22 protein-coding genes, 2 tRNA genes and 1 other RNA gene are annotated in these 26606 nt (G+C 43.0%); 12 read left to right on the forward strand and 13 right to left on the reverse strand.

Annotation, left to right across the window (positions count from 1 at the left end; genetic code table 11):
* Positions 1-260: 260 nt before the first annotated feature.
* Complete coding sequence (locus M9189_RS09265) at positions 261-1964, reverse strand: T9SS type A sorting domain-containing protein (RefSeq protein WP_250722619.1); 1704 nt, start codon at positions 1962-1964, stop codon at positions 261-263.
* Between the two features lie 225 nt (positions 1965-2189).
* Positions 2190-2690, reverse strand: coding sequence for a hypothetical protein (locus M9189_RS09270; protein WP_250722608.1), 501 nt, complete (start codon positions 2688-2690; stop codon positions 2190-2192).
* 656 nt (positions 2691-3346) lie between these two features.
* Here M9189_RS09270 and M9189_RS09275 point away from each other — a divergent pair.
* From M9189_RS09275 to ssrA, 3 genes are all read left to right on the forward strand, one after another.
* Positions 3347-4213 carry a sigma-70 family RNA polymerase sigma factor gene (locus tag M9189_RS09275; protein ID WP_250722621.1) on the forward strand — a complete coding sequence of 289 codons (867 nt, stop codon included), beginning with the start codon at positions 3347-3349 and terminating at the stop codon, positions 4211-4213.
* Positions 4214-4225: 12 nt separating this feature from the next.
* On the forward strand, positions 4226-4876 hold the full coding sequence (gene rpe, locus M9189_RS09280; RefSeq protein WP_250722630.1) for a ribulose-phosphate 3-epimerase: 651 nt from the start codon (positions 4226-4228) through the stop codon (positions 4874-4876).
* Between the two features lie 48 nt (positions 4877-4924).
* Positions 4925-5322, forward strand: a transfer-messenger RNA (tmRNA) gene (ssrA, locus tag M9189_RS09285).
* A gap of 127 nt (positions 5323-5449) precedes the next feature.
* Here the strand turns inward: ssrA and M9189_RS09290 are convergent.
* From M9189_RS09290 to M9189_RS09300, 3 genes are all read right to left on the reverse strand, one after another.
* A complete protein-coding gene (locus M9189_RS09290; RefSeq protein WP_250722632.1) occupies positions 5450-7372 on the reverse strand; it encodes an ATP-binding protein in 1923 nt (640 codons plus the stop codon).
* A 350-nt stretch (positions 7373-7722) separates the two neighbouring features.
* Positions 7723-7796, reverse strand: a tRNA-Pro gene (locus M9189_RS09295).
* A gap of 11 nt (positions 7797-7807) precedes the next feature.
* Positions 7808-7894, reverse strand: a tRNA-Ser gene (locus tag M9189_RS09300).
* A gap of 126 nt (positions 7895-8020) precedes the next feature.
* On the opposite strand from M9189_RS09300, the gene M9189_RS09305 reads away from it, so the two are divergent.
* The 5 genes from M9189_RS09305 to M9189_RS09325 all read left to right on the forward strand — a co-directional run bounded on the left by M9189_RS09305 (position 8021) and on the right by M9189_RS09325 (position 12037).
* On the forward strand, positions 8021-9028 hold the full coding sequence (locus tag M9189_RS09305; protein WP_250722634.1) for a S1 family peptidase: 1008 nt from the start codon (positions 8021-8023) through the stop codon (positions 9026-9028).
* Between the two features lie 13 nt (positions 9029-9041).
* Positions 9042-9254, forward strand: a complete 213-nt coding sequence (locus tag M9189_RS09310; protein ID WP_250722636.1) for a hypothetical protein — start codon at positions 9042-9044, stop codon at positions 9252-9254.
* Between the two features lie 244 nt (positions 9255-9498).
* The gene (locus M9189_RS09315; RefSeq protein WP_250722637.1) at positions 9499-10068 is read left to right on the forward strand and encodes a YceI family protein; all 570 of its coding nucleotides are present in this window, start codon (positions 9499-9501) and stop codon (positions 10066-10068) included.
* Between the two features lie 36 nt (positions 10069-10104).
* A complete protein-coding gene (locus tag M9189_RS09320) occupies positions 10105-11301 on the forward strand; it encodes a hypothetical protein (protein ID WP_250722639.1) in 1197 nt (398 codons plus the stop codon).
* 73 nt (positions 11302-11374) lie between these two features.
* Positions 11375-12037: a YceI family protein gene (locus M9189_RS09325; RefSeq protein ID WP_250722641.1), complete on the forward strand. Its 663-nt coding sequence runs from the start codon at positions 11375-11377 to the stop codon at positions 12035-12037.
* 159 nt (positions 12038-12196) lie between these two features.
* Here the strand turns inward: M9189_RS09325 and M9189_RS09330 are convergent, their stop codons facing one another.
* The gene (locus M9189_RS09330) at positions 12197-12397 is read right to left on the reverse strand and encodes a hypothetical protein (RefSeq protein ID WP_250722642.1); all 201 of its coding nucleotides are present in this window, start codon (positions 12395-12397) and stop codon (positions 12197-12199) included.
* A 180-nt stretch (positions 12398-12577) separates the two neighbouring features.
* Here M9189_RS09330 and M9189_RS09335 point away from each other — a divergent pair, with 180 nt between their 5' ends.
* Positions 12578-15001 carry an alpha-ketoacid dehydrogenase subunit alpha/beta gene (locus tag M9189_RS09335; RefSeq protein WP_250722644.1) on the forward strand — a complete coding sequence of 808 codons (2424 nt, stop codon included), beginning with the start codon at positions 12578-12580 and terminating at the stop codon, positions 14999-15001.
* A 351-nt stretch (positions 15002-15352) separates the two neighbouring features.
* Positions 15353-15946 carry a YqgE/AlgH family protein gene (locus M9189_RS09340; RefSeq protein WP_250722646.1) on the forward strand — a complete coding sequence of 198 codons (594 nt, stop codon included), beginning with the start codon at positions 15353-15355 and terminating at the stop codon, positions 15944-15946.
* Here the strand turns inward: M9189_RS09340 and M9189_RS09345 are convergent.
* The 3 genes from M9189_RS09345 to M9189_RS09355 form a co-directional block, all read right to left on the reverse strand.
* Positions 15943-16809 (reverse strand): aminotransferase class IV, encoded by an 867-nt coding sequence (locus M9189_RS09345; RefSeq protein WP_250722647.1) that lies wholly within the window; start codon positions 16807-16809, stop codon positions 15943-15945. The two genes, M9189_RS09340 and M9189_RS09345, sit on opposite strands and share 4 nt — an antisense overlap.
* Before the next feature lie 109 nt (positions 16810-16918).
* Positions 16919-17929 (reverse strand): DNA polymerase III subunit delta, encoded by a 1011-nt coding sequence (holA, locus tag M9189_RS09350; RefSeq protein WP_250722649.1) that lies wholly within the window; start codon positions 17927-17929, stop codon positions 16919-16921.
* 7 nt (positions 17930-17936) lie between these two features.
* Positions 17937-18710 carry an AMP nucleosidase gene (locus M9189_RS09355; RefSeq protein WP_250722651.1) on the reverse strand — a complete coding sequence of 258 codons (774 nt, stop codon included), beginning with the start codon at positions 18708-18710 and terminating at the stop codon, positions 17937-17939.
* Between the two features lie 99 nt (positions 18711-18809).
* Here M9189_RS09355 and M9189_RS09360 point away from each other — a divergent pair, with 99 nt between their 5' ends.
* Complete coding sequence (locus M9189_RS09360; protein ID WP_250722652.1) at positions 18810-19262, forward strand: type I restriction enzyme HsdR N-terminal domain-containing protein; 453 nt, start codon at positions 18810-18812, stop codon at positions 19260-19262.
* Positions 19263-19416: 154 nt separating this feature from the next.
* Here M9189_RS09360 and M9189_RS09365 read toward each other — a convergent pair whose 3' ends face one another.
* Genes M9189_RS09365 through M9189_RS09375 form a run of 3 tightly spaced genes read right to left on the reverse strand, consistent with a single transcriptional unit; the run spans position 19417 to position 22755 of the window.
* Positions 19417-19938, reverse strand: coding sequence for a GNAT family N-acetyltransferase (locus tag M9189_RS09365; RefSeq protein ID WP_250722659.1), 522 nt, complete (start codon positions 19936-19938; stop codon positions 19417-19419).
* A gap of 12 nt (positions 19939-19950) precedes the next feature.
* The gene (locus M9189_RS09370; protein WP_250722661.1) at positions 19951-21543 is read right to left on the reverse strand and encodes a hypothetical protein; all 1593 of its coding nucleotides are present in this window, start codon (positions 21541-21543) and stop codon (positions 19951-19953) included.
* Positions 21544-21564: 21 nt separating this feature from the next.
* On the reverse strand, positions 21565-22755 hold the full coding sequence (locus tag M9189_RS09375) for a glycosyltransferase family 2 protein (RefSeq protein ID WP_250722663.1): 1191 nt from the start codon (positions 22753-22755) through the stop codon (positions 21565-21567).
* Between the two features lie 120 nt (positions 22756-22875).
* Between M9189_RS09375 and M9189_RS09380 the strand changes: the two genes are divergently transcribed.
* Positions 22876-24909 carry a sialate O-acetylesterase gene (locus tag M9189_RS09380; protein WP_250722664.1) on the forward strand — a complete coding sequence of 678 codons (2034 nt, stop codon included), beginning with the start codon at positions 22876-22878 and terminating at the stop codon, positions 24907-24909.
* Between the two features lie 271 nt (positions 24910-25180).
* Here the strand turns inward: M9189_RS09380 and omp85 are convergent, their stop codons facing one another.
* Complete coding sequence (omp85, locus tag M9189_RS09385) at positions 25181-26512, reverse strand: Omp85 family outer membrane protein (RefSeq protein ID WP_250722666.1); 1332 nt, start codon at positions 26510-26512, stop codon at positions 25181-25183.
* Between the last annotated feature and the right edge of the window lie 94 nt (positions 26513-26606).

Here is a 26606-nt window from a genome sequence, read left to right on the forward strand (position 1 = left end):
TTCCGAGAAATAAGAAAGATAGAAAAGAATGCTTGTAAATCTTATTCATAACAATTTGTTAAGAGTTTCATGCCAAAGGATTACACAAAGATAAGCCTCTTACAACAATTATGACCAGAGCGCAAGCTTGTTTTGACCAACCGAACAAACGTCGTGATAAAAGACCTAATTAATCTGACAGGAAAACTTCAATAATAACCAACAGAAATCCCGACCTAAATCAGGTCGGGCTTCATATCGTATGCTGCATGGTATCAAAATCAATTTCCCGAAACCAGCACTCGCTCACTCTTTACGAGATTTCCAAACTTAGCCCTAACAATATAGACCCCATTCTGACTGGAAAGCATCACCAAAGTACGTCCACTACGCGCCGGCACTTCACTGACTTTACGCCCATCAATTGAGTAGACTTCAACCAAACCTGGACCGTTTTGCAACATATCCATACCTACACTGACCAATACTTTTCCGGATACACTTTTAATACTGATTTCATTCCCTGCTTCTTGCTCATCCATTTGAGGCTCTCCAACAGAAGTGGTTACTTTGTAAAAGTGCAGGGCAAAACGATCATGATTGTCTCCAGTTTCCTTTACCGAATAGGTATAACTGTTACTTCTATGGAGGCTAAGAAACGCCCCTGTCTGACGGTCTTCAAAGTACGGCGTATGCTCTGCATCATAGTGTGACAAATCGAACTTCAAGGTAACTTCACCTTCCACTCTATTTCTAACACTCAAGGGAATGGTACGCACGCTTTCCTCAATAAGGGACAGACCATTAATGGCCAAAGCCTTATTTCCAACCTTTGTGTATATCTCAGGTATAGAAACGGCATCGTTAAACATTTTCTCAGAATCTCCACGGTCAAGTCCGTCTTCTGCTTTTTCTGAAAAATAAAGAACGGCTCCATCACCACCTCCATCACTAACACTGCTCACACGGATGGCACCGCCAGATTTTGTTCCGGCACTTGAACTCTTAAGGAAATCACCATCTTTAACGTGCGACCTGGCATTGTTATCGACAGAAACAAAACCATCACCCAATGAGGCAATCCAAACGCTTTGCAAAGGCGGAATGTATGACAAATCATCCTCAGAGGAACCTTCTGGAATGACTGGCGCACGCTTCCCCTCATCATTGAAACGATTATAGGTAACGAAGGTCATTACTCCGTTTATGCGTGTACGATAATAAATGGTCTCTCCTATATTCGTGCGAGTCCAACCTGTTTCATTTTGCCAATCCAAGGCGCTGGGATAAGGATTACCAAACAAATAATACTGACGATTGGCAAACGCTCTTGAAACCATATCGTTATTGAGCTCACCGGTATAAGTAACTACATGATCCGCCTCATCATTTGCGTCGGCTACCCGATACTTAATAGACAAACCTTCCAACTGTGCAATATCAACTCCGCCACCAATTCGACACCAACGATTGGCACGGTGCACATTAACCCAACCTTCATTGGTGTTAAAAGTCCCGTCTGCATTCCATATGCCATAAATGTCCGACTTGGCATTTTTGATGGGTTGACTCACATAATACCATTCATCTCTTGGGAACTCCAATGATATCCTTGCCTCCCCAAATATCTCACCGTGCGTAAGTAAGGATGCAAGTCCGTCAACTTCAGCCGTATTCTCCAGCACCAAACCACCTGCTTCTTCAATCGTCAAAGTCCCATTCACAGTAAGTCGAGCTCCTGGCTTCAGAGTAAGAATAGCTCCAGCTTTTATCGTAAGATCATTCACCTCAATTACGTCATCTCCGATTACAATTTCAGGATTAGTTGTTGATGGACGGATTCTAACATTTGAACTTTGATCTGGCGCGGTATTACCCGACCAATTTGTTCCAGTAGACCATGAACTGGTTACGCCGGTTGTCCTCCACTGATAACCAATAACTGGTGAGACCGAGATAATCAAATCATTAACTATTTCACTCAAACCCCCACCTTCATCCGCTATAAATTCCTCAACACTACCAAAATTATCTGGATTAGCAACAAAAGAGCCCTCGGGGACAGCAATTCAGTAATAAGCTTTATTCATTACGCTGATAAATTTACTGAAAATTTGGCACACAAATTTCCCACCCCGGTGTAATTCACGTTTGGATTAACCGCAGGATTCAAGCCCTCAAATTTGTTTTTTTTGTATAGGCGTATCGTTTTATAAGTTGGTGTTTTCCTGATTTACGGAGCAGGACATCCCCTCATTCTCTATTTTTTGTCGCAACCTCCCCGTCTGACTCACACCTACGCATAAAGTATTACTCAACTCCATGTCAGTAATATGCACGAAGCGCTGACCCTTTATAACACCTTGGTTTTTAACCGAGACTTCTCCATTACATTCAACCCAGTTTAGCATATGCGTCTTATACTCTAATCCACTTAGCCAATGACAAAGTAACTTGGTTCGATGATCTTTATGGAATGCTATAGACTCTCCCTTTTGGTTTGGTACAAGCCTTCTTTCAAGCGCAATTTCCTCCTGAAGCAACCGCAGACTCCCATCCTTTAGTGTTACCGCATAGTGCCAGTTGTTTCTTTTGCAGATATCAAAAAAGCCTTGAGTTGGATAAAGCCCATCGGCTATTATAATTATTGGCAGGCGTGGAAACATCTTCTTTATTTTTGATGGATAGTCGCTTAAAGGCCGCTTGCTCACAATCTTGCTTTTGATAGTTTGCTCTTCCCTCGTTACTTATCCACTCGGTGGCTATGGACAAACTTAGGCCGGTGGGCGTTAGCAACTTAGCCTCAAGTACATTGTGTGACCATGTCACAACCCCGCTGCCAGACTTTTTATGCAGGCAATACTCACATATCTGGCTTATAACAGATTTCCCAGGACTTTGATAAACATGTTCTTCCAAAAGTAAAAGAACAATCGTTAAAAAATCATATATTTAATTGATTATCAGTGCTATGATGAAAAAAGCATTAAAGAAATTGGCTATATTTGAAGTATCAAAAATAAACAAAAAGCCTGCTGGTCAGGTCGTTACCGCAGCAGGCTTTTAATCACTTTAAAATAAGTGCTTTATGGAAAAACACTCGCTATGCCGAGAGGCATAGCTTTTGCCAGATTTAGCGCGAAAAATAATATTTGGCAAATTTCCTGTTGCCTTAAATATCAGTACATTTAAGTTCACTAAAATTTTACGCTGAATTGCAAAATTTTATCGTTGTTTTTAAAGTCTTTGTACCAAAATAGCATATCAACCGTTTTATACAATAATTAAATTAACAAATCAAAGAACAGTACTTATGTTTTTTTGTTAATATTACGTGACCTTAATTCTAAATCTTATTTGACATAGCATGAGACAACTCAAGATAACCAAGCAGGTAACCAACAGGGAAGCTCCCTCATTGGACAAGTACTTGCACGAGATTGGAAAGGTACCACTGATTACTGCAGAAGAGGAAGTACAACTTGCAAGAAAAATAAGGAATGGTGATGAACAGGCTCTGGAACGTCTGATCAACGCCAACCTTAGATTTGTGGTTTCGGTTGCAAAGCAATATCAGAATCAAGGACTTAGCCTACCCGACCTGATAAACGAAGGAAACCTTGGCCTAATCAAGGCAGCCCAAAGGTTTGACGAGACCCGTGGATTCAAGTTTATCTCCTATGCTGTTTGGTGGATTCGTCAGTCCATCCTTCAGGCACTTGCTGAACAGGCCAGGATAGTAAGACTTCCTCTGAACAAGATTGGTAGTATTAATAAAATAAATAATACATTTGCGCGACTGGAACAGGAGTTCCAGCGCGAGCCTACATTTAACGAAATTGCAGAAGCACTCGACATAGCTCCCAAGGATGTCAAGGAAGCTCTAAAGATATCATCAAGACACGTTTCCATGGATGCTCCGCTTAAGGCTGACGAGGAAAATACACTTTATGATGTGCTGCTGCACTCCGAATCAGAGAGTCCCGATTCACATCTGCTGGACGACTCACTGCGTCGGGAAATAGAACGCTCGCTGTCCACACTCTCTCCAAGGGAGGCTGATATCGTGAGGCTGTATTATGGGCTAAACGGAGAACCGCCATATTCACTTGAAGAGATTGGAAAACTCTTTAACCTGACACGCGAAAGAGTAAGACAGATTAAGGAAAAGGCAATAAAACGCCTGAGACACACTTATAGAAGTAAAATACTGAAATCGTACCTGGGCGAGTAAATTTATAGCATAATGCAGCACAAGATTGCACCGTCACTACTGGCGGCGAATTTTACAAACCTTGCTAAAGACATTGATCTGATCAATAATAGTGAAGCCGACTGGCTTCACATAGATGTTATGGACGGGGTCTTTGTCCCTAATATTTCATTTGGTCCACCTGTTATAAAGGCTGTACATTCAATAGTTGAGCGACCTCTGGATGTACACCTCATGATAGTACAACCTGAGCGGTATATTGAGATGTTTGCCGAACTGGGAGCCTATCTGCTCAATGTGCATTACGAGGCGTCCACACACCTTCACAGAACGGTGCAACAAATCAGGCAGCACGGAATGAAGGCCGGGGTTACTCTTAATCCCCACACTCCTGTTTCTGTATTGGAAGAGATAATTAATGATGTGGACCTTGTACTGCTAATGTCTGTCAACCCAGGTTTCGGAGGCCAGAAATTTATCGAACACACCTACGATAAGATTAAAAGGCTTAAGGAACTTATTTTACGTAAAGGCAGCAATGCCTTAATAGAGGTTGACGGCGGTGTTGACAATCACAATGCGGCTGCGCTTGTACAGGCCGGAGCAGACGTACTGGTAGCAGGAACCTATGTATTTGGTTCGCCCGACCCGGTCGAAGCTATCAGAAAAATCAAACACCTTTGATTTCGCAATAATTGGTAGTATATTTGCGGAGACTTTACTACAACACCTGGGGCTGACATGGATTTGACAGCAGGGGTTAGTGGTATGTAAGCATGCCGAGCGCTGTGATACCGGCTCGATAATCCCGGACCACAAAAATTATCTGGCGAAGAAAATTACGCTCTCGCTGCTTAATCGAAGTATAGTAGATTGGCTTCATCCTTGCTCAAGGAGCTTGGACGAGACATCTTCCGGGTGCCCCTTCCCAAGGCGACCCGATTTGGAGGTGCAGTAAATTGGGAATAGCCTGATGGCAGCCTCGGCTTGACGGCGAAACCTTTAGAGGCTAAGGGGATGTTCGGGTGTCTGTTCCCACACATCTCTCGAAAACTAATAACAGAATAAGCATGTAGAAAGCATATGGCTTCCTTGTTTGGACGAGGGTTCAATCCCCTCCAGCTCCACAAAAAAGATTTCAGAATTTTTCAAAAAACACAAAATCCCTTTTGCTAAAGGGATTTTGTGTTTTTATACAGTTCGTCAGGCTTTAATAAGACCGTATCTGATTGTAGAGAGAATACTTCCAGTTTGGGTCTAATTAGGTTCACGCTCATCAAGCAGGAACTCATCCACAATATAAAGAACCTGATATAATTCACTTATTTTTACAGGTTTAAGCATCCTGTGCACTCCGAGTGACTTGCACTCCAGTTGGAGATTAACATCATCAAATGAAGAGAACAATACCAGGATTGGAATCTGGCTTTTGGGTCCTTCAGTTGAGCGTATCCGCCTCACCAGTTCCAGGCCGTTGATAACCGGTATATTGAAGTCTATTACCATAAAGTCCACTGAAAAATCAGAATCAAGGTACATAACAGCTTCTACCCCATCAGATGCTTCCTGGACATCCATACCTTTGAAACGAAGCATCTCAGAAATAACCGACCTGCTAAGTAGATTATTTCCCACAAGCAATGTATTTTTGATTGCCTTCAATGCTGGTCCCCTTAGCTCAGCTTCTGCGTTGTAAACAGGCAACCGGAGGTCAAATGAGAAGGTGCTGCCCATGCCGGGAGTGCTGCTAAGCTTTATCTCAGTTCCCATCTTATGCAGTAAAAGTCCCGATATTACAAGACCGAGTCCGGTTCCCCCAACTTTTCCCACATATGCGGTATTAACCTGACTGAAGTTCTTAAACAGCTTCTTACGGTCATTCTCAGATATTCCTATACCAGTGTCTCTCACTGACACATGATATATACATTCTGATCTATTCAGATCCAGAGATTTTTCTCTTAGACTTACCTCAACTTCACCATTATCGGTAAACTTGATTGCATTACTGATCAAGTTCATCAGGACCTGTCTAAATCTAAGCTCATCAATGACAACATCTGAGTGAATACCAGGTTGTATATTTAGGATAAACTCAACACCTTTCCTGTGTGCGTTGTATTTGAGCATGTCGGCAACACCCTCGGTTATACTGACTATGTTGCCCCTGGCCGGACGAAGTTCAAGTTTACCAGCCTCAATCTTTGAAAAATCCAACACATTGTTGATAAGCTCCAACAAGGTATTGGCAGAAAGAACCAGATTATCCACATAGTGCTTTTGCACATCCGACAATTCAGTAATTGAAAGAAGCTCAGCAAACCCGATTACACCATTGAGCGGGGTCCGTATCTCATGGCTCATATTGGCCAGAAACTCACTCTTTGCCCTATTAGCAGCCTCTGCATTTCCCTTTGCTTTCAGAAGTTCCCTTGTATTATTCTTATCCTCGGTGATATCTTTAATTACTACTATAGTATAAAAAGGTTCCGGATTCAATACCTGTACACTAACCTCTAAGAGCTCACCTGACTTCAGCTTAATAAAAGTCTCAAAATAAGACACATGTCCATGTATGGCTTTGGCAAGACCACGCAACAATCTTTTTTTGCGTGGTACAAAACGAAGAAAGTGTTTTCCTATAACCTCATCAGATGAATATCCTGTAATCTTGAAACCGCTTTCATTACATCTCCGGATATTACCCTTCCTACCAATAGAAATAATTCCAAAAGGCAATTGATCAACAAACTCGACAAGTTGTTGATCTCTGATTATCAATTTTTGAGTGTTTATGTTTGACTCAATACCTGTAGCCAGAATAGCAGCCAGAATATATAAATGAGGCTGAAGGCTTTCAGCCGGAGTAGTGCTAAAACAAAGACTTCCAATATTATTAACCCCCGTAAAAAGATCAATCTTAAAAAGGCTATCTACAGAGTTGCCCGTTGATTCCGGAAGAACTTCCGGTTCATCGACTATTATCTGAACCCTATCAACACCACTAACATTCTGAAAAAACAATTCAAGGTCTTTATACAGCTGCTTTAAATCACCCTGCCTGTTAAGAATCTGTAGTAATACGACAATATTGTTTTGCTCCTCAACCCTCCTTGCAAGCATATCCAAACTCGTACTCGCAGAATCTCCCCTACTTTGCTGAACCCAAAAATCTTCCATAAATTTCATTGAATAAATCTAACCCCTCGATCCTTACTTTCCGAACAAGCTGTGATGATCAAAAAGGTATTTATCCTATAAGCTAATTATTCTATTGATAGTACCTCTCAGGTATTTTGCACTATACCTATTGTCTCAAAAAGGATACTCAAGTGATGAAATTACGGGAAACATTCTGTAATAGTCAACTTTATTCCACAAAAAGACAAAAATTATAACTTACAAGGACAGGTCATGAAATAGTCCATATTTAAGTCCACAAGTGCTTAGATAATCAGAATCATATAAAATAAAAAAGCCTGTAAATCTGTCGATTTACAGGCTTTTGGATCAATCTGAGATTGATATTGTCGGGGTACCAGGATTCGAACCTGGGACCCCCTGGTCCCAAACCAGGTGCGCTACCGGACTGCGCTACACCCCGAATTCTAGCTGCGGAGAGAGGGGGATTCGAACCCCCGGTACGGTTACCCGTACGGCAGTTTAGCAAACTGCTGGTTTCAGCCACTCACCCATCTCTCCAGTACAACTTCACAATCCGCGTTTGGATTGCGAGTGCAAATGTATAAAATTGATTGATATCTCCAAAACAAAAAACTACATTTACATATAAACAAATTAACCCACCACACCGAAATCAGTGATTCTATGGATACTATATATTATCATATAAAAGGAAAATTAGATAAAGTCCGGGATCAGCTATTGAAAAAACAAAATGTAGTTGCTGTCGGAATCGGATACAAGACTGTAGAAGGCCACACTACAGGTGATTTGTCCATAATCTGCTCTGTTGCTGACAAGAAACCAATTAGCAAGCTGAGTACTGCAGATCTGATACCCCGTGTAATTGAGGGAATTCCCACAGATGTATTTAATTCAGGTGTGATCAATGTAGTCAGTAATCCAAAAGCCCGTATCAGGCCAGTACCTGCCGGTTGCAGCATCAGCCACACATCAGTTACTGCCGGCACTTTGGGTTGCTGGGTTAAGAAAAAGGATCAGCTTTATCTCCTGTCAAATAATCATGTGATTGCAAATAATAACGAAGCCTCTCCCGGTGACCTGATAATTCAACCGGGGAGCTACGATGGTGGACTGGCTCCTGATGATGTTATTGCAATACTAAGTGAGTTTGTTCCAATCAGCTTCCGCGAAGATGAGATTTCATCAGCCGGTGGAATTTCCGGTTTTATAGCAGGATTCCTTAACCTATTATATAAGTTATCTGGAAGCCGCACCCGCATCAAAGTGTACAAGGAACAAAGCAAAACCAATCTTTGCGACGCAGCAATAGCACATCCTCTGAATGCTGAGGAGGTAGCGCTTGAAGTCCTTGAACTTGGCAAAATACAGGGGATGAAAGAAGGAAAGCTTGATATGAAAATCAGAAAGTTTGGCCGTACCACTGCCCTGACAAACGGAGTTATTACACAAACAGACTTAAGTGTTGTGGTCAACTATGGCTATAATAAAACAGCCCTGTTTTCCGACCAGCTCATGGCAGGAGCCATGAGCCAGGGTGGAGACAGCGGATCTGCAGTACTTGACGAAGAGAACAACCTTGTGGGCCTTCTCTTCGCTGGTAGCGATACAACCACTATCATCAACAGAATACAGAATGTTTTTTCAGCGCTGGACATTACCCTTCCGTAAAGAAGACAGGGAATTGAAAAAAGTAAGAGAGGTCAGACAGAAATTCGAACAGGAATGGCTGAAAATTGAAGGAGTATCCTCCATCGGAATTGGTAAGGAAGGTAGCTCCTATGCTATTGTTATAAGCTATTCCACCAATGAAACCTATATCAGAACTAATATCCCAGCTCAAGTTGAAGGCATCCCCATCATCTTTACCTACTCAGGTGAAATTACTATTCATTGATAACCGGACAAACTCATCGGCGATAAAATTATCCTAATTAACATTTGTACACTTACGTCCAGAAAGTCAGATTTCACAAGCCTTTCGAAGATTTATAGCTAAACAACACTGTTCTTTAACATACTTACAAGTATTGGATTACTTCATTAATGGTATATATTTGCGTCATATAGGACAACTTTGTCTTGGTTGACAAATTAGTCCGAAATGTCGAATAGTTTAAACAAGAAAAACCTGATATACCATGAAAAGAGCAATCAATCTTTTATTACTGATCACCTTACCGTTGTTTTCAGCCATTCATGCTGAGAACGTCACAGTAGATCAAAAGCAGAGTAAAATTGAAGTAACCGGGACCTCTACCCTACACGACTGGGAACTCAGTACTTCAGCTATTAACGGGACAAGTAGTATTGCAAAGAATGGTAACGGACAAATAGAGATTAGCAACACCAAGATTACTATCAAGTCAACCGACTTGAAAAGCGGCAATTCTGGTCTGGACAAAAAGGCTTATGAGGCTTTAATGACAGACAAGCATGCAAATATAACCTTTGTACAAACCGCCATGGTTGAGGTAGCTGAAAAGAATGGTGAGTTTACTGCCAAAGTAAGCGGCAATCTTGTAATTGCAGGTAAATCGAAACCAGCAACTATCACTATCAAGGGACAGGCTCTTCAAAACAGCTACAAGATTAGTGGTAATGTTCCTCTCAAGATGACTGAGTTTGGAATTGAACCACCCAAAGCTATGATGGGAACCATCAAATCTGGTGATGATATCGTTGTGAAATTCGATACTTACCTCAAATAATTCCTGAAAACTAATAACAAACCATAATTAAAACACATGAAGAAGATTAGTTCTATCGCACTTGGTCTAATGCTAGGCGCATCAATGCTTACTTACGGACAACAGTTTGAAGCAGAAAAGATCGATCCTGAACAGTTTGAAGAACTGAAGGTAAAGGTTGGTGGAGACTTTGCACTTCAGTATCAGGGACTCAGCCATGAGGCTGATGTTGACCTGATAGACCTTAAGAAGAATATCAACCTGCCAACAGCCAACCTTGAGATCGTTAGTGACCTTGGACCTGGAGTAAGATTATATATGAACACCTACCTGTCTTCACGCCACCATAACGAGGCATGGGTAGAGGGTGGATATCTTCAAATTGACAGGCTTCCATTCCTGCCTGCAGCAGACAATATTATGGAATACCTCACCATCAAGGCTGGTGTAATGATGCCCAACTATGGTGATGCTCACTATTTCCGTAGCAACAATGCATCAGTATTTGCCAACCCATTTGTGGGCAACTGGATTATGGATGCTTACACCACCAACCCCGGAATGGAGTTCCTGTTCCGCAAGGATGGTATCATTGCCAATGTAGGAGTTAACAATGGTCGTATGAACTATGGTCGTGGTGGTGACCTTGGTGAGGATCTTGTTTATTCCTGGAAACTGGGTTACGACACAGATGTAAATGAAGACCTTAGAGTACGTGGTACTATATCTGGATTCCATGTAGGTGAAGGCCATAGCGGTGCTACCCTTTGGGATGGTGACCGTGCCGGTGCCCGTTACTACAATGTTATGCAACTTCTTGACGTGGACAATCCTGCCAACAACACAGCTGATGCAAACTTCCGCTCAGGACGCTGGAGTCCGGGTGCCAACCAAACTGAGATGAACAGCTATATGGCCAACCTCTTTGTGAAATTCCATGGTCTGGAAGTATTTGGTATCTACGAAACAATGAAGGGTGCACGTGGCGCAGTTGATCAGGAATTTGTACAGCTGGCCGCTCAGGGTATCTATCGTTGTGGTGACTTCTACGGTGGTATTCGTTGGAACAAGGTTGAAGACAAACTAAACGACTCATCAGTATCTCGCTTCAACATCGGCGGTGGCTGGTTTATGCTGGACTATGTTCTGGTCAAGCTAGAGTATGTAAATCAAAAGTATGACGGTATAGCTCACGGAGCAATCAATGGTGGAAAGTTTGATGGTATCGTAGTTGAAGCAGCCATCTCTTTCTAAGATATTCCTTACTAAGTCAGACAGCCTCGGGGCTGCCTGACTTAGTAATTACAAGCGGCAAAACTTTAGCAGAATGAAACGAGGCACATCAATATCCGGAAATCTAGATCGTAGGAGCTCAGCTCTCATACGTCTTTGGGTTCTTACAATTACATGTATGGTAGTTGCCCCAATGCCTCTTTTTTCACAGGTAAATGCCGTCCCTGTCATGCATAAGCAGGAACACAATGATTGCAACAGTTATGTAAAGATTGAAGGATCAACCAATGTAAACCGCTTCTATTTTCAGCAAGCCATTGAGGATCCTAAATATCCGCAAAACTATGTTAGCAAGGACGGTTATATTACGCTAACGATTCCAATTCGCAAGTTTGAAGCCTCAAATCCACTGATGTATAGTGACTTTTTTCAGCTATTACAGGCTGACGCCCACCCTGATATTACAATCAGGTTTTACTATGACCCATATAAGCTACTGAATCCTGGTGCTGCGGCCACTTCAATATCTTCTGAGATATGGGTATCTCTTGCCGGTGAGGAGAAGAGATTTAGACTCCCCGGTACTGTTCATGTCTGCTATGACAATGCAGCACATCTAAATGGATCTCTTAAAATAGATCTAAGGGACTTTAACCTCACCCCTCCCACCAAGTTCATGGGTATGGTAAAGGTCAACAACGAAGTCTCGGTGGAGTTTGCAGTCAGGATGTCTCCTGAACTTGTTACACAGAAGTAGGAACTCAGGTCTATCTGATTATTCTGTATTAAAATGTGCTGATCGCAGTGTCCAGTTTCGGCCAATCACAATTTGTCCCTCTATTAATTATAGCCACTTCTACAGGCTTTATCTTTAATAACAGAGATAAAGCCATTTTTATTTTATTAGCCCGCAATATCACCAGATTGCACGTTTGTGCTTACGAGCAAGCTTGTCCTGTGTGTTGGCGCAATAAATTCCCTTGTCTGTAAGCTGCTTGTTTCCTCCCACGTGGAAGTTTGGAAATTTTCCATTACTACGAAAGATAATACTGAGAGACAGAAAGAAGGCAACAATAGCTACCAGTACAATGGTAATCAGTATTAATTTCAGAACCATGATTTTTTCTGCAAAGATAGCAAACCACTAAACAATCGCATTACAAATCTGTTTGTAGTTTGGCTACAAATTGCATTTGACGGAGAACAGACTGGCATTTGTTAAACGGGCTGCCATAAGGCATCCCATTCCGTATTAATTTTATTAATTTGTATGCAAAAGATTGATAAAACGCTGGAAATGGAACAAACATCCGGAGCTGAACTGAGTTTCGAAGAGTTTAAGAAAGAAGTACTTAAGGATTACAAAACTGGACATATAAGCAGGCAACTCAGTCTGATAGCACGTAAGGAAGTGCTTACCGGAAAGGCCAAGTTCGGCATCTTTGGTGACGGTAAAGAGCTTGCCCAGATAGCAATGGCCAAGCAGTTCAGGAAGGGAGACTGGAGATCGGGCTATTACAGAGATCAGACTTTTCTTCTGGCAACAGGAATGGCAACACCTGCCAACTTCTTTGCTATGCTGTATGGTGAGACACGAACCGAGCTCAACCCTGACAATGGAGGACGGTCTTTCAACAACCATTTTGCTACCAGATTGATAAATGAGGATGGCAGTTGGAAAGACCAGACGGCTATGAAAAATACTTCATCGGATATCAGTCCGACTGCAGGTCAGATGCCAAGGTCTGTTGGACTGGCCCTTGCATCCAAGCTTTACAGGCAAAACAAGCATTATAGCAACCCTCTTTTCAGCAAGGGAGGCAATGAGGTTGTCTTTGTCACTATTGGTGATGGCAGTACCTCAGAAGGTCATTTCTTTGAAACGCTCAACGCAGCTGGTGTGCTCCAGATACCCATGGCCGTATCGATATGGGACGATGGTTACGCTATCTCAGTACCCACCGAGAAACAAACAATAAAGGGAAGTATTTCCCAGGCTCTGAAGGGCTTTGAAAAGGACTCTGCAAAGAGCAACGGTCTAATAATTATGAAGGCCAAAGGGTGGGATTATGCAGGACTCTGTGAGATGTACGAAAAAGGCATAGCCATTTGCCGCAGGGATCATGTCCCGGTTCTCTTCCACATAGAGGAGATGACCCAGCCTCTGGGACACTCAAGTTCAGGTTCACACGAGCGATACAAGTCTCCCGAACGTCTTGAATGGGAAAAGAAATACGACTGTCTCGTACAAATGAGACACTGGATCATCAGTACGGGAGTTGCCGAACCAGAGGAACTTGATGCAATTGAAGAGGAAGCACTCAGGGAAGCAAAGGATGCCAGACAGGAGGCCTACAATGCCTATATGGCCCCGCTGATTGAAGAAAGAGACAAACTTATTGAGATAGTTAGCCAAAGGCACTGTGCCTGCAATATTACACAGAAAGATAAGATTGACGAGGCGATACATGGACTCAAACATGCGATTACCCTCAACAGAAGGGAGATACTAAGTACTGCACGTAAAGTACTCCGCAACGTATGTGTTACTTGCTCAGCCAATGGTTTCAAGGAAGAGCTCAAGGAATGGGTTGCCAACTATCGTGAGATGTGTCACGGCAAGTACAACAGGCAGTTGTATGATGAATCGGCAAGTTCCGCCCTGAAGGTGCAACCCATTGATCCTGTCTATGCAAGTGAACCTGAGAATATTCCAGGACGTGAGATACTGCTCCAAAACTTCGATGCAATACTTGCAAAAGACCCCAGGGTGGTAATCTTCGGTGAGGATACCGGTAAACTTGGCGGAGTAAACCAGACTCTTGAAGGGCTTCAGGAAAAGTATGGCGAACTAAGGGTCTTTGATACAGGAATCAGAGAGACCACAATAGTTGGTAAAGCCATAGGCCTTGCTCTTAGAGGTTTCAGACCAATAGCAGAGATTCAGTATTTCGACTACATACTCTATGCCTTGCAGACATTAAGTGATGATGCAGCAACCCTGCATTACCGCACCAAAGGTGGCCAGAAGGTTCCGCTGATTATAAGCACCCGTGGACACCGACTTGAAGGCCCATGGCATGCCGGTTCACCACTCAGTATGATCATCAACTCCATCAGGGGCATCTATGTTTGCGTGCCTCGTGATATGACAAGGGCAGCAGGCTTTTACAACACCTTGCTGAAGGCTGATGATCCGGCCCTGGTTATTGAGCCACTTAATGGTTACAGACTAAGGGAACGCAGACCAGTTAATGTCGGAGAATATAGCCTGCCTTTGGGAGTCCCAGAAATACTCAAAGAAGGCAATGATGTCACACTGGTCACCTATGGCTCATGTGTAAGGATAGCAATGGAGGCTGCCGCACAACTTGAAACTACCGGAATTTCGGTGGAACTTATTGACGTGCAGACTCTCCTGCCTTTTGACATAAACCATGTGATACTAGATTCTGTAAAGAAGACCAACAAGGTAGTTTTCTTTGATGAAGACGTACCAGGTGGAGCTACTGCTTATATGATGCAAAAGGTTCTGGAAGAACAGAAGGCGTTTTACCACCTTGATGCACCACCGGTAACAATCAGTTCCAAGGATCACCGCCCTGCCTATGGTACAGACGGGGATTACTTCAGCAAACCCAATGCTGAGGATGTTTATGAAGCCATCTATGCACTGATGGGAGAAACAGATACTCAGAAGTTCCCTCCTATATATGACTGATAATGTATTGCAGCGGTCCGTCTAAAGGACCTACCGATCATTTAGGTGGACCGCTTCGCATCTACCCTCATTTTTGTTAACAAAGAGAAAAAATAGGGCTAAACTGTTGCCTTTTGTTTTTCAGCCGTTTATTTTCATAAAAAATGGTAAGATTCTGATTTTACCTTTTGATTTTACCCTATAATTTGTAAATTAATTTTTTGCTCAGTGTTTGGGAAAGGTCGGAATTGAAGCTGTAATTTATGAAACAGAATGTAGGTTCCGGAGAATTTTTATAACTCTGGTTACAAATTGACAGTATACCGGAAAGAGCAGGAGAATATTGTTTAATGCCTTTGAAAAAGGAGAGACATGAAAAAGCTGGACATTAACATATTTCAGGCTAAGCACAAGACAATACATCCAGAGAAGGGCCGGGTACTGATTGCTGAACCCTTCCTGCAAGGACCTTATTTTGCCCGTTCAATAATTCTGCTTACTGAGCACGGAAGTGAGGGTTCTGTTGGTTTTGTACTCAACAAAGCTACAGACGTATATCCTGATGAAGTGATTGAGGGTCTGTTTAATTTTGACGGGGAGTTATACATTGGAGGACCAGTGTCTTCCAATACCCTGCACTTTATCCATACACTGGGGACTATGGTTCCGGGCTCTATCAAGGTAACACCTTCAATATATTGGGGTGGTGATTTCGAGAAGGTCAAGGAACTAATCAACAGTGGTGCAGCAGACCGCAGGAATGTACGTTTCTTTGCAGGTTATGCCGGATGGTCACCCGGTCAGCTTGAGACAGAGATAGCTGACAATTCATGGATAGTTAGTACTCTGGATGACAAGGTTATTATGAATTCGGAAAGCACTACTATCTGGAAAGAAAGTCTTGCAAGTCTAGGGGATATTTACAAGACCTGGTCAAATTTCCCGGCAAATCCAACATACAATTAGGAGCGACAGATATTGTTGATTTCCTGCTGGAGTCTTTTTGCTACTCCGGCATAGTATCGGCGGTCATCCAGCGCTGAGACCCATCTTATTCCGCTGATTACATTGCAAAGAAATATTTCATCTGCATTGGTCAGATCGTCCTTCGTGGCTCCTGCATTCTCAGTCGTATTAATTCCAAGTTTTGCAGCTGCATCCATAACTGCTTTTCTGTACACTCCATCAATGCACCCTGAAGAAACAAGGGGCGTAAACACAGCATTGTCCTTCACCCAAAACAGGCTTGAATTGTATGACTCAATAATTTTGCCCTTGTCATTAATAATCAGACAGTCGTCCAGTCCATTATCATCACAAAAGATACCAGCCAGAACATAAGGTATGGAAGAGCAGCTCTTAAATGGAGATATAGGTGACAGGTTCTTGGGGAAGTCTGTGTAGATTCCCACTTTCAATCCCCTTTCCGGGAAGGTATAACCGGTGTGCCCAAGATCTTCGGCCTCTATTATCCAGGAAACCTGCAATTTCTGAGGTCTGTACAGACCTCCTCCCTTTCGGAATACCGTGAGCCTGATTCTGGCATCGTAGAAGATTCGATTTTTTACAACCAAATCAATAATGCTTTCATGAAGCTGTTCCTTGGATGGTAAGGATGGGACTGACATTCTTAGAATTGACATGGCCGTAATAAGCCTTGTATAATGTCTGTCCCAGAACAAAACCCGCCCCTTATTAACACGCACAGTCTCAAATACTGCATCACCATAGCGGAAGGCTCTGTTTGATGTATCAAGCAAAGGACGCCCCGCCGGAATCAGGATTCCGTCGTGAACCAGAAATTTCCTTTCATACCATTTCTCTTCCATCCTTCAAAAAGACAAACTATGCAACAGATATTCAGTTTAGTAAATCCATCTGGTAATCACATCTCCTGTCCCATGACAGTCAGCCCATCACAATCAGGTGCATCACAGACTAGTGCATTATCTTGAAAACTAGTTCTCTGAGCAACTCCCCACTGGACGCATTGACATTGCCATAACCTTTGGACTTCATATCGTACTCCCTCAGCAGAGAAATAATTTCCAGCACCTTTATGCCCTTGTAATTGCGAGCTGCCATCTGATAGTCCTTCACAAAGAAGGGGTGTATCTTAAGAGCTGAAGCAACTGCATCCTTATTATTCTTGTCAGGCAGGTAGTGGAACAACAGCACCTTGCTGAAAAACGAGAACAGTAAAGAGACTATTGCAGGCATTGGATACTCGTTAGGATTTGCCGCAAAGACCTTAACAATTCTGTTTGCCTTTAGCACATCTTTGTTCAGAATGGCATTCTGTAGCTCAAATGTATTGTACTCCTTATTGATACCAATGTTGTCAGAGACATGGTCAACAGTAATATGTTTAGTCGAAGGTCCCAGGACAACCTCCAGTTTGTCGATGGCCTGCACTACCTTCTCCAATTCATTACCAAGGAAGTCAACAAGCATTACAGCAGCCTTTGGGTCTATTGTTCGTGAACGGCTTCTTACATGTTCGGATATCCACTGCGCCATCTGGTTCTCATATAGCTTCTTGGATTCAAAGATGAGAGCCAGTTTCTGCTTTTTAAGAGCATTAAAGAACTTAGTTCGCTTGTCCGGACTTTTGTATTTGTAACAAATAACCAGGATAGTACTAGGCTGAGGATGCTCGAAATAGTTTTCAAGCATCTCTATCTTATCCAACTGCTGCGCTTCCCTGAGGATAATAAGCTGCCGGGGTGCACCCATGGGGTAACGCTTGGCGGCATGGATAAGATTAATCACATCAGTATCCTTGCCATACAGGATAGTCTCATTAAACCCCCTCTCCTCCTCTTTCAGGGCATATTGCTGAACTGTATCAGCAATCTTGTCGATGAAATAGGGTTCCTCTCCATGTAAAAAATAAATGGGGTAGAATTCCTGCTTCCCGGCCTGGGCTATAATCTCCTCAAAAGTCATTCAGTTGCTAATTTTCAAATTTCAGGTGCTTTACTGATTTGCCATTATGAAGCAACTCTTCAAGAGCCTTTATTCCAACACGGATATGAGTATCGACAAACTCAGTGGTAACCTTTTTATCACTCGCTGCAGTTTTGATACCACTCGAAATCATCGGTTGGTCTGAGACAAGAAGCAATGCTCCTGTAGGAATTGAGTTGGCAAAGCCGACAGTAAAAATAGTGGCTGTCTCCATATCAATAGCCATAGCCCTGGTCTTAGCAAGGTACCTCTTGAAATCATCATCATATTCCCACACCCTGCGGTTAGTGGTAAATACCGTACCAGTATAATAATCCTGGCCTTCGTCACGGATGGCAGATGACACTGCACGTTGCAGACTAAAGGCCGGAAGAGCCGGCACTTCCGGTGGGAGGTAGTCATTTGATGTACCTTCATGCCTGATAGCAGCGATTGGGAGTATAAAATCTCCAAGCTTATTGATATCCTTCAGACCACCGCATTTACCAAGAAACAACACCGCCTTCGGCTTGATAGCACTAAGCAGATCCATCACTGTAGCAGCATTGGGACTACCCATACCGAAATTGATGATAGTAACACCATTGGCACTGGCATTGGGCATGTTGACACCTTCGATCATTGGCACGTCGAACCATTTGGCAAAGAGCTCAACGTAATAATTGAAATTGGTGAGCAGTATATACTCGGTAAACTGGTCCAACGGGCGGCCCGTATATCTTGGTAACCAGTTATCAACTATTTCACTTTTAGTTTTCATTTTGACAAAGATTTATCCTTTCTGAACAAATCGATCGGAAACTTCTAATATAGGGTATTTTGCCGATTTTATGCTAATTTGCGCACAAATATAAGCAATATGCAGGAACTCAACTTGCCCAAGTTTGAAGCAAAAATAAGGGAAGTCAAAGGGAAACAACAGATATTTGACATCATCAGAAAGAAATATGTAGCTCTGACTCCAGAAGAGTGGGTAAGGCAACATTTCATTCACTTTATGATATGTCTTGGGTACCCAGCATCACTAATGGCTATTGAAACATTGGTCATAGTCAACAGCCTCAGACAAAGAGCCGACATAGTACTATACAACCGTCGTGGTGAACCGGCTCTGATCGTTGAGTGCAAGGCTCCGTCTGTTACAATAAGCGGAGAAACGCTTAATCAGGCAGCGCGGTACAATATACCACTAAAAGTAAAATATGTGATACTTACCAATGGTTTGACACATTTCTGTGTAGAGCTAAACGGTAGTGAACCCAGACTATTGAAGGAGTTTCCCTCCTACGAGGAGATTAATACAGCTGATTAGAACTACCTTATCACAAAGGCCTACCTGACTCATCTAAAACACATCCTACCCACGTCACGATTGTAACTGCCCTGTTAGGGTCCTCCCGTCATGTCTCCCGGCCCACACAAACTGCAACTCAGTCCCACTTAGATCATGCCAGGACCTCACAGATTTATTTCCTTGCAAGCAGTTGATATAGCAGTTCATCCTCAAATCCCTGTGTGGTTTTGAGCCACTCCTTTTTCACGCCTACAAGGGTAAACCCTTTTGATTCAAAAAGATTGAGACTTGGAGTATTGGATGCAGCAATATTGCAATAGAGCTGATGCAAACCCAGAGTATTGAATGCATATTCAATAAACAGGGAAAGAGCTGCTGAGGCAAGTCCTTTGGAACGCCATCTGGCATTGAGCATTATTCCCAGCCCGGCTCTGCTGTGGAAAGGATCGAAATCAAACATATCAATCATGCCCACAGTTTCGCCTTCTTCAGCAGTATCAATCATCAGGCGTAGCTGCTTTGTCTGGTACACATCCAATGCGGCATTCTTTACATACCTTTCAATTTGGGCTCTGCTAAAAGGCCTGAGAGTGTTACTCACAGGCCATAGCTCCATGTCATTTTCCCACTTGTAAAGCAGATCCACATCTGCGTGCTCCACAGCACGCAGAACTACTACATTATTGCTAATCATGCACAGTCTCTTCTATTCGGCACTATTAAGAGGTTTCAGAATTATAGGATCCAGATAAAACGCTCTTTGACGTGTGCCATAAACTTCTCTGAGATCTATCTTGAAAGTCTCTCTAATCCTTTCATAACCTTGAGCCTCCAGCTCCATCCTGTAATTCATACCTGCATTAAGAACAGCAACAAACTTACCGCTTAGGGTATTGGGTCTGAATACTCCCTGTAGAGTGTTAGTGTCATTGTCATAAACCCTAACCAGCACATCACTGAAAGGCATACCCTTTTCGTCATAGATGAAACGGGACACTACAGCAAGCGATCTCTCATCATCATGTGGTAAGGCTATCAGATAGATGTCCATATCACCATAGCCTTCATTTTGCTGAGATGAGGCATAGTAAACCCTTTGTCCGTCAGGAGTAGGTAGGAAGAACTTGTCATCAAAAACCGTATTGACCGGGTATCCCATGTTAACAGCCTTGCCCCACTCACCCTTTTCGTCCATCACTGAATAGAAGATATCGTGTCCTCCCATTGAGTTATGACCTTCTGATGAAAAATACAAAGTCACACCATCCGGGTGAAGGAAGGGGCTATCTTCATCAAGATCCGTGTTAATATTGGGTCCAAGATTGATTGGTGTTCCCCAGCTACCATCAGGCAGTTTGTAAGAAATGTAAATATCCTTGCCCCCATAACCACCTGGCCTGTCACTTGTAAAAACTATAATCTGACCATCTAGGCTGAGGCTGGCGTGAGTCTCATTTGATCCTGAATTAATAGGTGCAGGGAATGGAGTTGGCTCAGTCCACTGACCAAAAACCAGACGACTTTCATACAGGTTACCAATAACACCATCATTTTGGTAGAAGATCACGGAATTGCCGTCTGCACTAACACTAACAGTAGCTCTGTTGCCATAGTACGAACCGGGAAGTTGCAAAGGTTGGGCTGCTGTCCAGCTTCCATTGCGCCAGTAACTCACATAAATACACTCAAAATAACCTCCATCATCTTTAACCAAACCAGTCTGAGGACGATTGGAAGTGAAGAAAATGGTGGATTCATCCAAAGAAACCACAGGACTGTGCTCCTTATACTGTGAATTCAGTGCTCTGCCCATATTCTGTATCTGCAATGACACAGGGTTTTCGACTAGTTCAATAGCATTGCGTGCATAGGTAAGCTCTCTGTTTACGCTATTCAGAAGTTCTGTGTCTGAACGGGGAATAATACTCAATAGCTCCTCTCCTTGTTTGAAAGCCTCATCAAAGCGATAGCTTTGATGAAGTGCCAGCATCTTGTAATAGCGTGCATCAACAGCATCTTTCTTGGTACTACCCTTAAGAGGCAATAGTTCTATTGCTTTGTCAAACAAAGTTATAGCATGTTCAGACCCTCCGGGTTCGCTCAGATAGGCAATTCCGGCATATAGGTAAACGGTACCATTGGTATTACCTGATGAGATCAGCGGTTGAAGAACTCTGATGGCTTCACTGTATCTCTCGCTGTCTATATGACTCTTAGCAAGTTTAACGATCTTCTGTTGCGCTTCGGCTCCAAATACCGTCAGACACAGGATTATCAATACAGAAAGAATTGTACGCATACAACTTATATTTATCAAAGATTAATCTAATGTAGTAACAATTGTTCTTTCAGATGCTCCAAACGGATGAAATATATGTGTTCTTTGACGGTTGAGCCAAAGGATATTCCTACAAAAAAAACCTTTTATTCTAACAAAATCAATAATTTTTGACGGATGACAGGTGCTTAAGTCCAAAATACACACAGGGATCCGCTTCTTCTTTTCCACCTCCTCCGTTTTTATATGATTTCCAACAACCAGGCGACTCACCTCGTCAGCGATTGAATCAGGATTGTCGCTAAAAACCAGATAGTCGCCCTTAATCGGGTAAGAGAGCTTTCGCAAATTCGAGCCCCAGATCAGCCTCCTTAGCCGGGCATTAAGCAACAATAACCTGGCCGATATTCTTACCAGTAACATTAGCAGGCCTCTGCTGCCTATATCATAATGCTTTGCATAGAAAGTTTCCATTGCTTTATAGAAGGCCTTGATTGAGGATGGGGCCTTGCTACTGCTCTCACCCTTGAAATGGATAATAGTAATCTCAGGGTTGTAATATATCTTCCATCCTAACTGTACCATTCTCCAGGACAAATCAACATCCTCTCCATACATAAAATAGTCTTCATCAAAACCACCAACAGCTTCAACCGCTTCCCGCCTTAAGGCCATAAAAGCACCTGCAAGAATTTCAACCTCAGCAGTCTGATCAGGCCTGATATGACCTGCATAATATGAGGCCAACAGACCTGAGCGTGGAAACAGCCATGCAAGGCCAGTAAACTTGCAAAACGAACTAAATAGTGTGGGGACCATGCGCTTGGATTCAGGCAGATACCTGCCACATCCGTCTGCCATATAAACACCCATAGCCCCACAATCAGGATGTGTATCCAAAAATAAATAAATCCTGTCCGCAAGATTCTCAGGCACAATAGTATCCGGATTGAGCATAAGCAAATAGCGCCCCTGCGCTATTTGCATTCCCTGATTACACGCCTTTCCAAATCCAACGTTCTCGCTATTTTCAACTACAACAACCGTGGGATAATCATTTTTTAACAATTGGACAGTAGAGTCTGTACTAGCATTATCCACCACAATCACCTCAATATCATCACGTTTTGCCCACAAAATCGAATCAAGACAAAGTCGCAGAAAGTCCCGGCAGTTGTATGAGACAATCACCACAGAAAGTCCAAAAGCGCACTCCCCCTCCTTATTTCTCACGGAAATATTGTTACCCATTGGTGTGAAAAAAATCAAACATGCAAAGTAATAATTATTAAATTTACCTGAAAATTTGTAATCCGAAAGGTTAATACAAACATCCACAAAATCAACCAAATTATGAGTAGTAACTTAAAATCATTTGCGATCATAGTGACCGCAATTGTTATGGCCTCATGCGCCAAAGATCCAAATCTGAGCCTTCCTGCAATTATTTCAGACAACATGGTTTTGCAACAAAACCAGGAAGTTGCCATCTGGGGTAAGGCGGCACCCGGTACTGAAGTAAAAGTAGTAGCCGGCTGGGGTAGTGAAGCTTCAGCTGTTGCCGATGCTGATGGCAAATGGCTTACAAGGATCTCTACAAATGAAGCTGGAGGTCCGTATGATTTGACAATATCTGCACGTAAGACCCAGATCACAGTAAGTAATGTAATGCTGGGTGAAGTGTGGCTTGCTTCAGGTCAGTCAAATATGGAGATGACGCTGGCAGGAATGCCTCCCTTTAGCTTCATTGAAGGTTCTGAAGAAGCGATTGCCAATTCCAACATTCCTGAAATCAGGTTCTTTACTGTTGCAAAAAGCTTTACAGCAGCTCCAGCCGACAGCGTGAGCGGTTCATGGGAAGTATCTTCTCCTGAAACTGCACCAAGATTCAGTGCTGCTGCATACTTCTTTGCATTGAACCTGAATACCGAACTGTCTGTACCGGTAGGAATCATCCACAGCAGTTGGGGTGGTACTCCTGCAGAATCATGGATTAGTCAGGACATGCTTGCCATCGATGCAGACTACAAGGGTATTGTTGAGAAACTTAAAGAATATGGACCCGAAGAAAAGCTGTATGACGAATGGCTTGTAAAACATGAAACCAAGCAATTGCAATGGGCACCTGGTAAGGATCCTTTTGTAGGTCTTGACATGTTTGATGAATACTGTTCAAATCCTGCTACTGACACAGAAGACTGGCCGGTAGCTACACTTCCTGCTTATCTTGAACAAACTGCAGGTGAAGTTGATGGTATTATCTGGTATCGCAAGAAAATTGAGGTACCAGCTGCATGGGAAGGTAAGAACCTTACAATCAATCTGGGCCCCATTGATGACCGTGATGTAACCTACTTTAACGGAACGAGAGTTGGTGCTCATGAAGAATCAGGGTTCTATCAGACTATCAGGACCTATACAATTCCAGCCGAACTAGTTAAAGCCGGTGAGGCAGTTATCGCTGTAAAAATCACTGACAACCAAGGTGGCGGTGGTATGTGCGGAAGACCTGACCAACTCAGTATTCATCCTGAAGGTGATGCAACAGCTGCTATTTCTCTTGCCGGAGAATGGCAATATGCATTGGTAGGTGAACTCAAGAAAGGCAAGCTGTATGTGTTTGACCCACAAAACAAGGAATGGAAAGATCGTCCCTTCCTGTCACTTCAACTGTCACAAAACACAGCTTCTTCTCTTTACAATGGTATGATCAATGCCCTTGTTCCTTACACCTTAAGAGGAGCAATATGGTATCAGGGAGAGTCCAATGTAGGTAATGCAAACAAATATATGCAGCTAATGTCAATGCTTGTAACTGACTGGCGCACTAAGTTTGAAAACGAAGACCTTTCATTCTACTATGTACAGATAGCTCCCTACCACTATGGAGATGCCAATGCAGTTTCTTCAGCCAACCTTAGGGAAGCTCAACGTAGGTCTATGGATATTCCAAACACCGGTATGATCTCTACACTTGACATTGGTAACGTGATGGATATTCACCCAGCCAATAAGAAAGCAGTAGGTGAACGCCTTGCTCTCTGGGCTTTGGCAAAGAACTACGGTAAGGATGTAGTTTATTCAGGTCCGATACCTGCAAGCGTTGAGGTACAAGGTTCGAGTCTGCACATATCCTTCGACTATGCAAACGAAGGTCTTATAATTGATGACAGCAAGCCCAACCAGTTTGAAATTGCCGGAGAAGACGGAGTATATTATGAGGCAAAGGCTACTGTCAACGGTAGTGTTATTGTTCTTACATCTCCAAAGGTTTCAAAACCGGTAAGTGCCCGCTATGCTTACAGGAATGGCAGTGTAGGTACACTGTTTAACGGTGTAGGTCTACCCGCTCCTACTTTCAATACTCAAAACGAGATTGACAACTAATAGGCGGTCGAAGGAATAGTCCCCAATTAGCGCGATTCAATTTCGAAGTGACGCTACAGGACGACAAATAAATAGAGGCTGTCCAATAATATGGGCAGCCTCTATTCTATTTATGCAATCTGAAAAGTTAAGGTATTCTCGTCCAAGGAGTCTCGGCTCCCCTGTTTTCCTGCATGACCCATTAAGCACAGCATCAGATACCTTTAATGGTTTTCAGGACACATAGCGGTGTTTCCTCAGGTGATGTTCAGACAAGCCATCACGCCAGTTTTTAAAACAGGTAATTCAGACCGATGTAGAGTCCAGAATCTCCATCCCTTTTATCAGCTGAGATACCATAATCCACTGCGATGATAAAGTTCTTGTTCATCGCCAGTCTTAGTCCGGCACCATAGCTAATATGAAGCTCCTCAGCCCCAAAATCGAAATAATCAGAATTAGAAGCAGTTGCCGGGTCAAGCTTATCCTTAATATTGATCAAACCAACAGCCATACCTGCATCCATAAAACCATTCAGACCAAGATAGAAGTTCTGTTTGATGGCCCTGAAATACAATGGCTTCCACCTCATCTCGAAATTGGAGAACACAAAACCGTCGCCGACAACCCTGTTGCGCATCATACCTCTCAGAGAACGGGCTCCGCCCAGACCTGTTGAAGATGCTCCGGTCATAACCGAAGTAACGATCTGCGACTGGTAATAAAAGGGGACCTCCCCTGCAAGAGTCTGTTGCCATCCAATGCGATATGCAAACGACAGATCCTCAGGAATCAGGGTAAAATATTGACGGTGCATCAGGGAAAACTTCATGAAACCGCTTTCTGCGCCTAGGAATTCAGGTGCTGCTATAATTACAGCCTCAGTCCACATACCCTTCATTGGGTTGGGCCTGTTATCACGTGTATCATAGACAACACCGGCTTTCAGCTCGGGAACAAATCCGCCATCAGCCTCCTCCTCAGAAATCAGTCCCCACTCCTGGTAAAGTTCATACAAGCCTGGCATATCTTTTACCGGGGGGAGCTTGTCTTCATCCGACTTACCTTTATTCAACCTGTCAATATCAACAGAAGAAATGCTGAAATTCAGAAGATTCATTCCAGCAATCCATCGCAGTGATTCGCCACTCAATGCGCCCTGAAAGTCGGTCTTGAAGCGGAAGAGCTTCTGCTGCATCTTGTAGAACATGCGTGTTCTGTATTCCGGAGAGCTCTCGTCAATCCACTCTTTTCGGTACACTGACTCATATCCGTTGAAGCCAAAAAAGTCGTATGCCTGATCGGGCAAATAACTCACATCAGCTGTGATTCTTACATTATCAAGAAGGCGGTCGGAATCATAATAAAAGCGGTAAATGCCACTGCCCTTCGTGTAACGGGAAACCTCAAAATACAGGGAATGGTCATACTTGGGATAACGACTTCCGTCACCATATTGATAAAGGTTAATCAATCCCCCGTACTGATATCCCAGATCCGAGTCAAATGAGACAGCAGGAAGAAGGCCAAAGTTCCATCCTGTCTTCACCTCTGAAGTGTCATCCTGAGCACCTGCCTGGCCGACGACGGCCAGGAGGATGGCTATGGCAAAGATCTTTCGCATATTGATAATCATTCGTTAGATTTCTATTGGCCGCTAAAGTATTTATTTTTTGTAAATATCAGTTTATGACCACCAAAATGCAAAACGAAGAACC

This window comes from Xiashengella succiniciproducens (genome assembly GCF_023674465.1).
Lineage (GTDB): Bacteria > Bacteroidota > Bacteroidia > Bacteroidales > Marinilabiliaceae > Geofilum > Geofilum succiniciproducens.

Excerpts from the sequence above, each read along its gene's own strand:
- M9189_RS09380 (WP_250722664.1), top strand. The coding sequence starts at position 22,876 with ATGAGTAGTAACTTAAAATCATTTGCGATCATAGTGACCGCAATTGTT.
- M9189_RS09345 (WP_250722647.1), bottom strand. The coding sequence starts at position 16,809 with ATGGAAGAGAAATGGTATGAAAGGAAATTTCTGGTTCACGACGGAATC.
- M9189_RS09330 (WP_250722642.1), bottom strand. The coding sequence starts at position 12,397 with ATGGTTCTGAAATTAATACTGATTACCATTGTACTGGTAGCTATTGTT.
- M9189_RS09360 (WP_250722652.1), top strand. The coding sequence starts at position 18,810 with ATGCAGGAACTCAACTTGCCCAAGTTTGAAGCAAAAATAAGGGAAGTC.
- M9189_RS09320 (WP_250722639.1), top strand. The coding sequence starts at position 10,105 with ATGAAGAAGATTAGTTCTATCGCACTTGGTCTAATGCTAGGCGCATCA.
- M9189_RS09325 (WP_250722641.1), top strand. The coding sequence starts at position 11,375 with ATGAAACGAGGCACATCAATATCCGGAAATCTAGATCGTAGGAGCTCA.
- M9189_RS09335 (WP_250722644.1), top strand. The coding sequence starts at position 12,578 with ATGGAACAAACATCCGGAGCTGAACTGAGTTTCGAAGAGTTTAAGAAA.
- M9189_RS09290 (WP_250722632.1), bottom strand. The coding sequence starts at position 7,372 with ATGGAAGATTTTTGGGTTCAGCAAAGTAGGGGAGATTCTGCGAGTACG.
- M9189_RS09365 (WP_250722659.1), bottom strand. The coding sequence starts at position 19,938 with ATGATTAGCAATAATGTAGTAGTTCTGCGTGCTGTGGAGCACGCAGAT.
- M9189_RS09305 (WP_250722634.1), top strand. The coding sequence starts at position 8,021 with ATGGATACTATATATTATCATATAAAAGGAAAATTAGATAAAGTCCGG.
- holA (WP_250722649.1), bottom strand. The coding sequence starts at position 17,929 with ATGACTTTTGAGGAGATTATAGCCCAGGCCGGGAAGCAGGAATTCTAC.
- M9189_RS09315 (WP_250722637.1), top strand. The coding sequence starts at position 9,499 with ATGAAAAGAGCAATCAATCTTTTATTACTGATCACCTTACCGTTGTTT.
- rpe (WP_250722630.1), top strand. The coding sequence starts at position 4,226 with ATGCAGCACAAGATTGCACCGTCACTACTGGCGGCGAATTTTACAAAC.
- M9189_RS09275 (WP_250722621.1), top strand. The coding sequence starts at position 3,347 with ATGAGACAACTCAAGATAACCAAGCAGGTAACCAACAGGGAAGCTCCC.
- M9189_RS09370 (WP_250722661.1), bottom strand. The coding sequence starts at position 21,543 with ATGCGTACAATTCTTTCTGTATTGATAATCCTGTGTCTGACGGTATTT.
- omp85 (WP_250722666.1), bottom strand. The coding sequence starts at position 26,512 with ATGCGAAAGATCTTTGCCATAGCCATCCTCCTGGCCGTCGTCGGCCAG.
- M9189_RS09340 (WP_250722646.1), top strand. The coding sequence starts at position 15,353 with ATGAAAAAGCTGGACATTAACATATTTCAGGCTAAGCACAAGACAATA.
- M9189_RS09355 (WP_250722651.1), bottom strand. The coding sequence starts at position 18,710 with ATGAAAACTAAAAGTGAAATAGTTGATAACTGGTTACCAAGATATACG.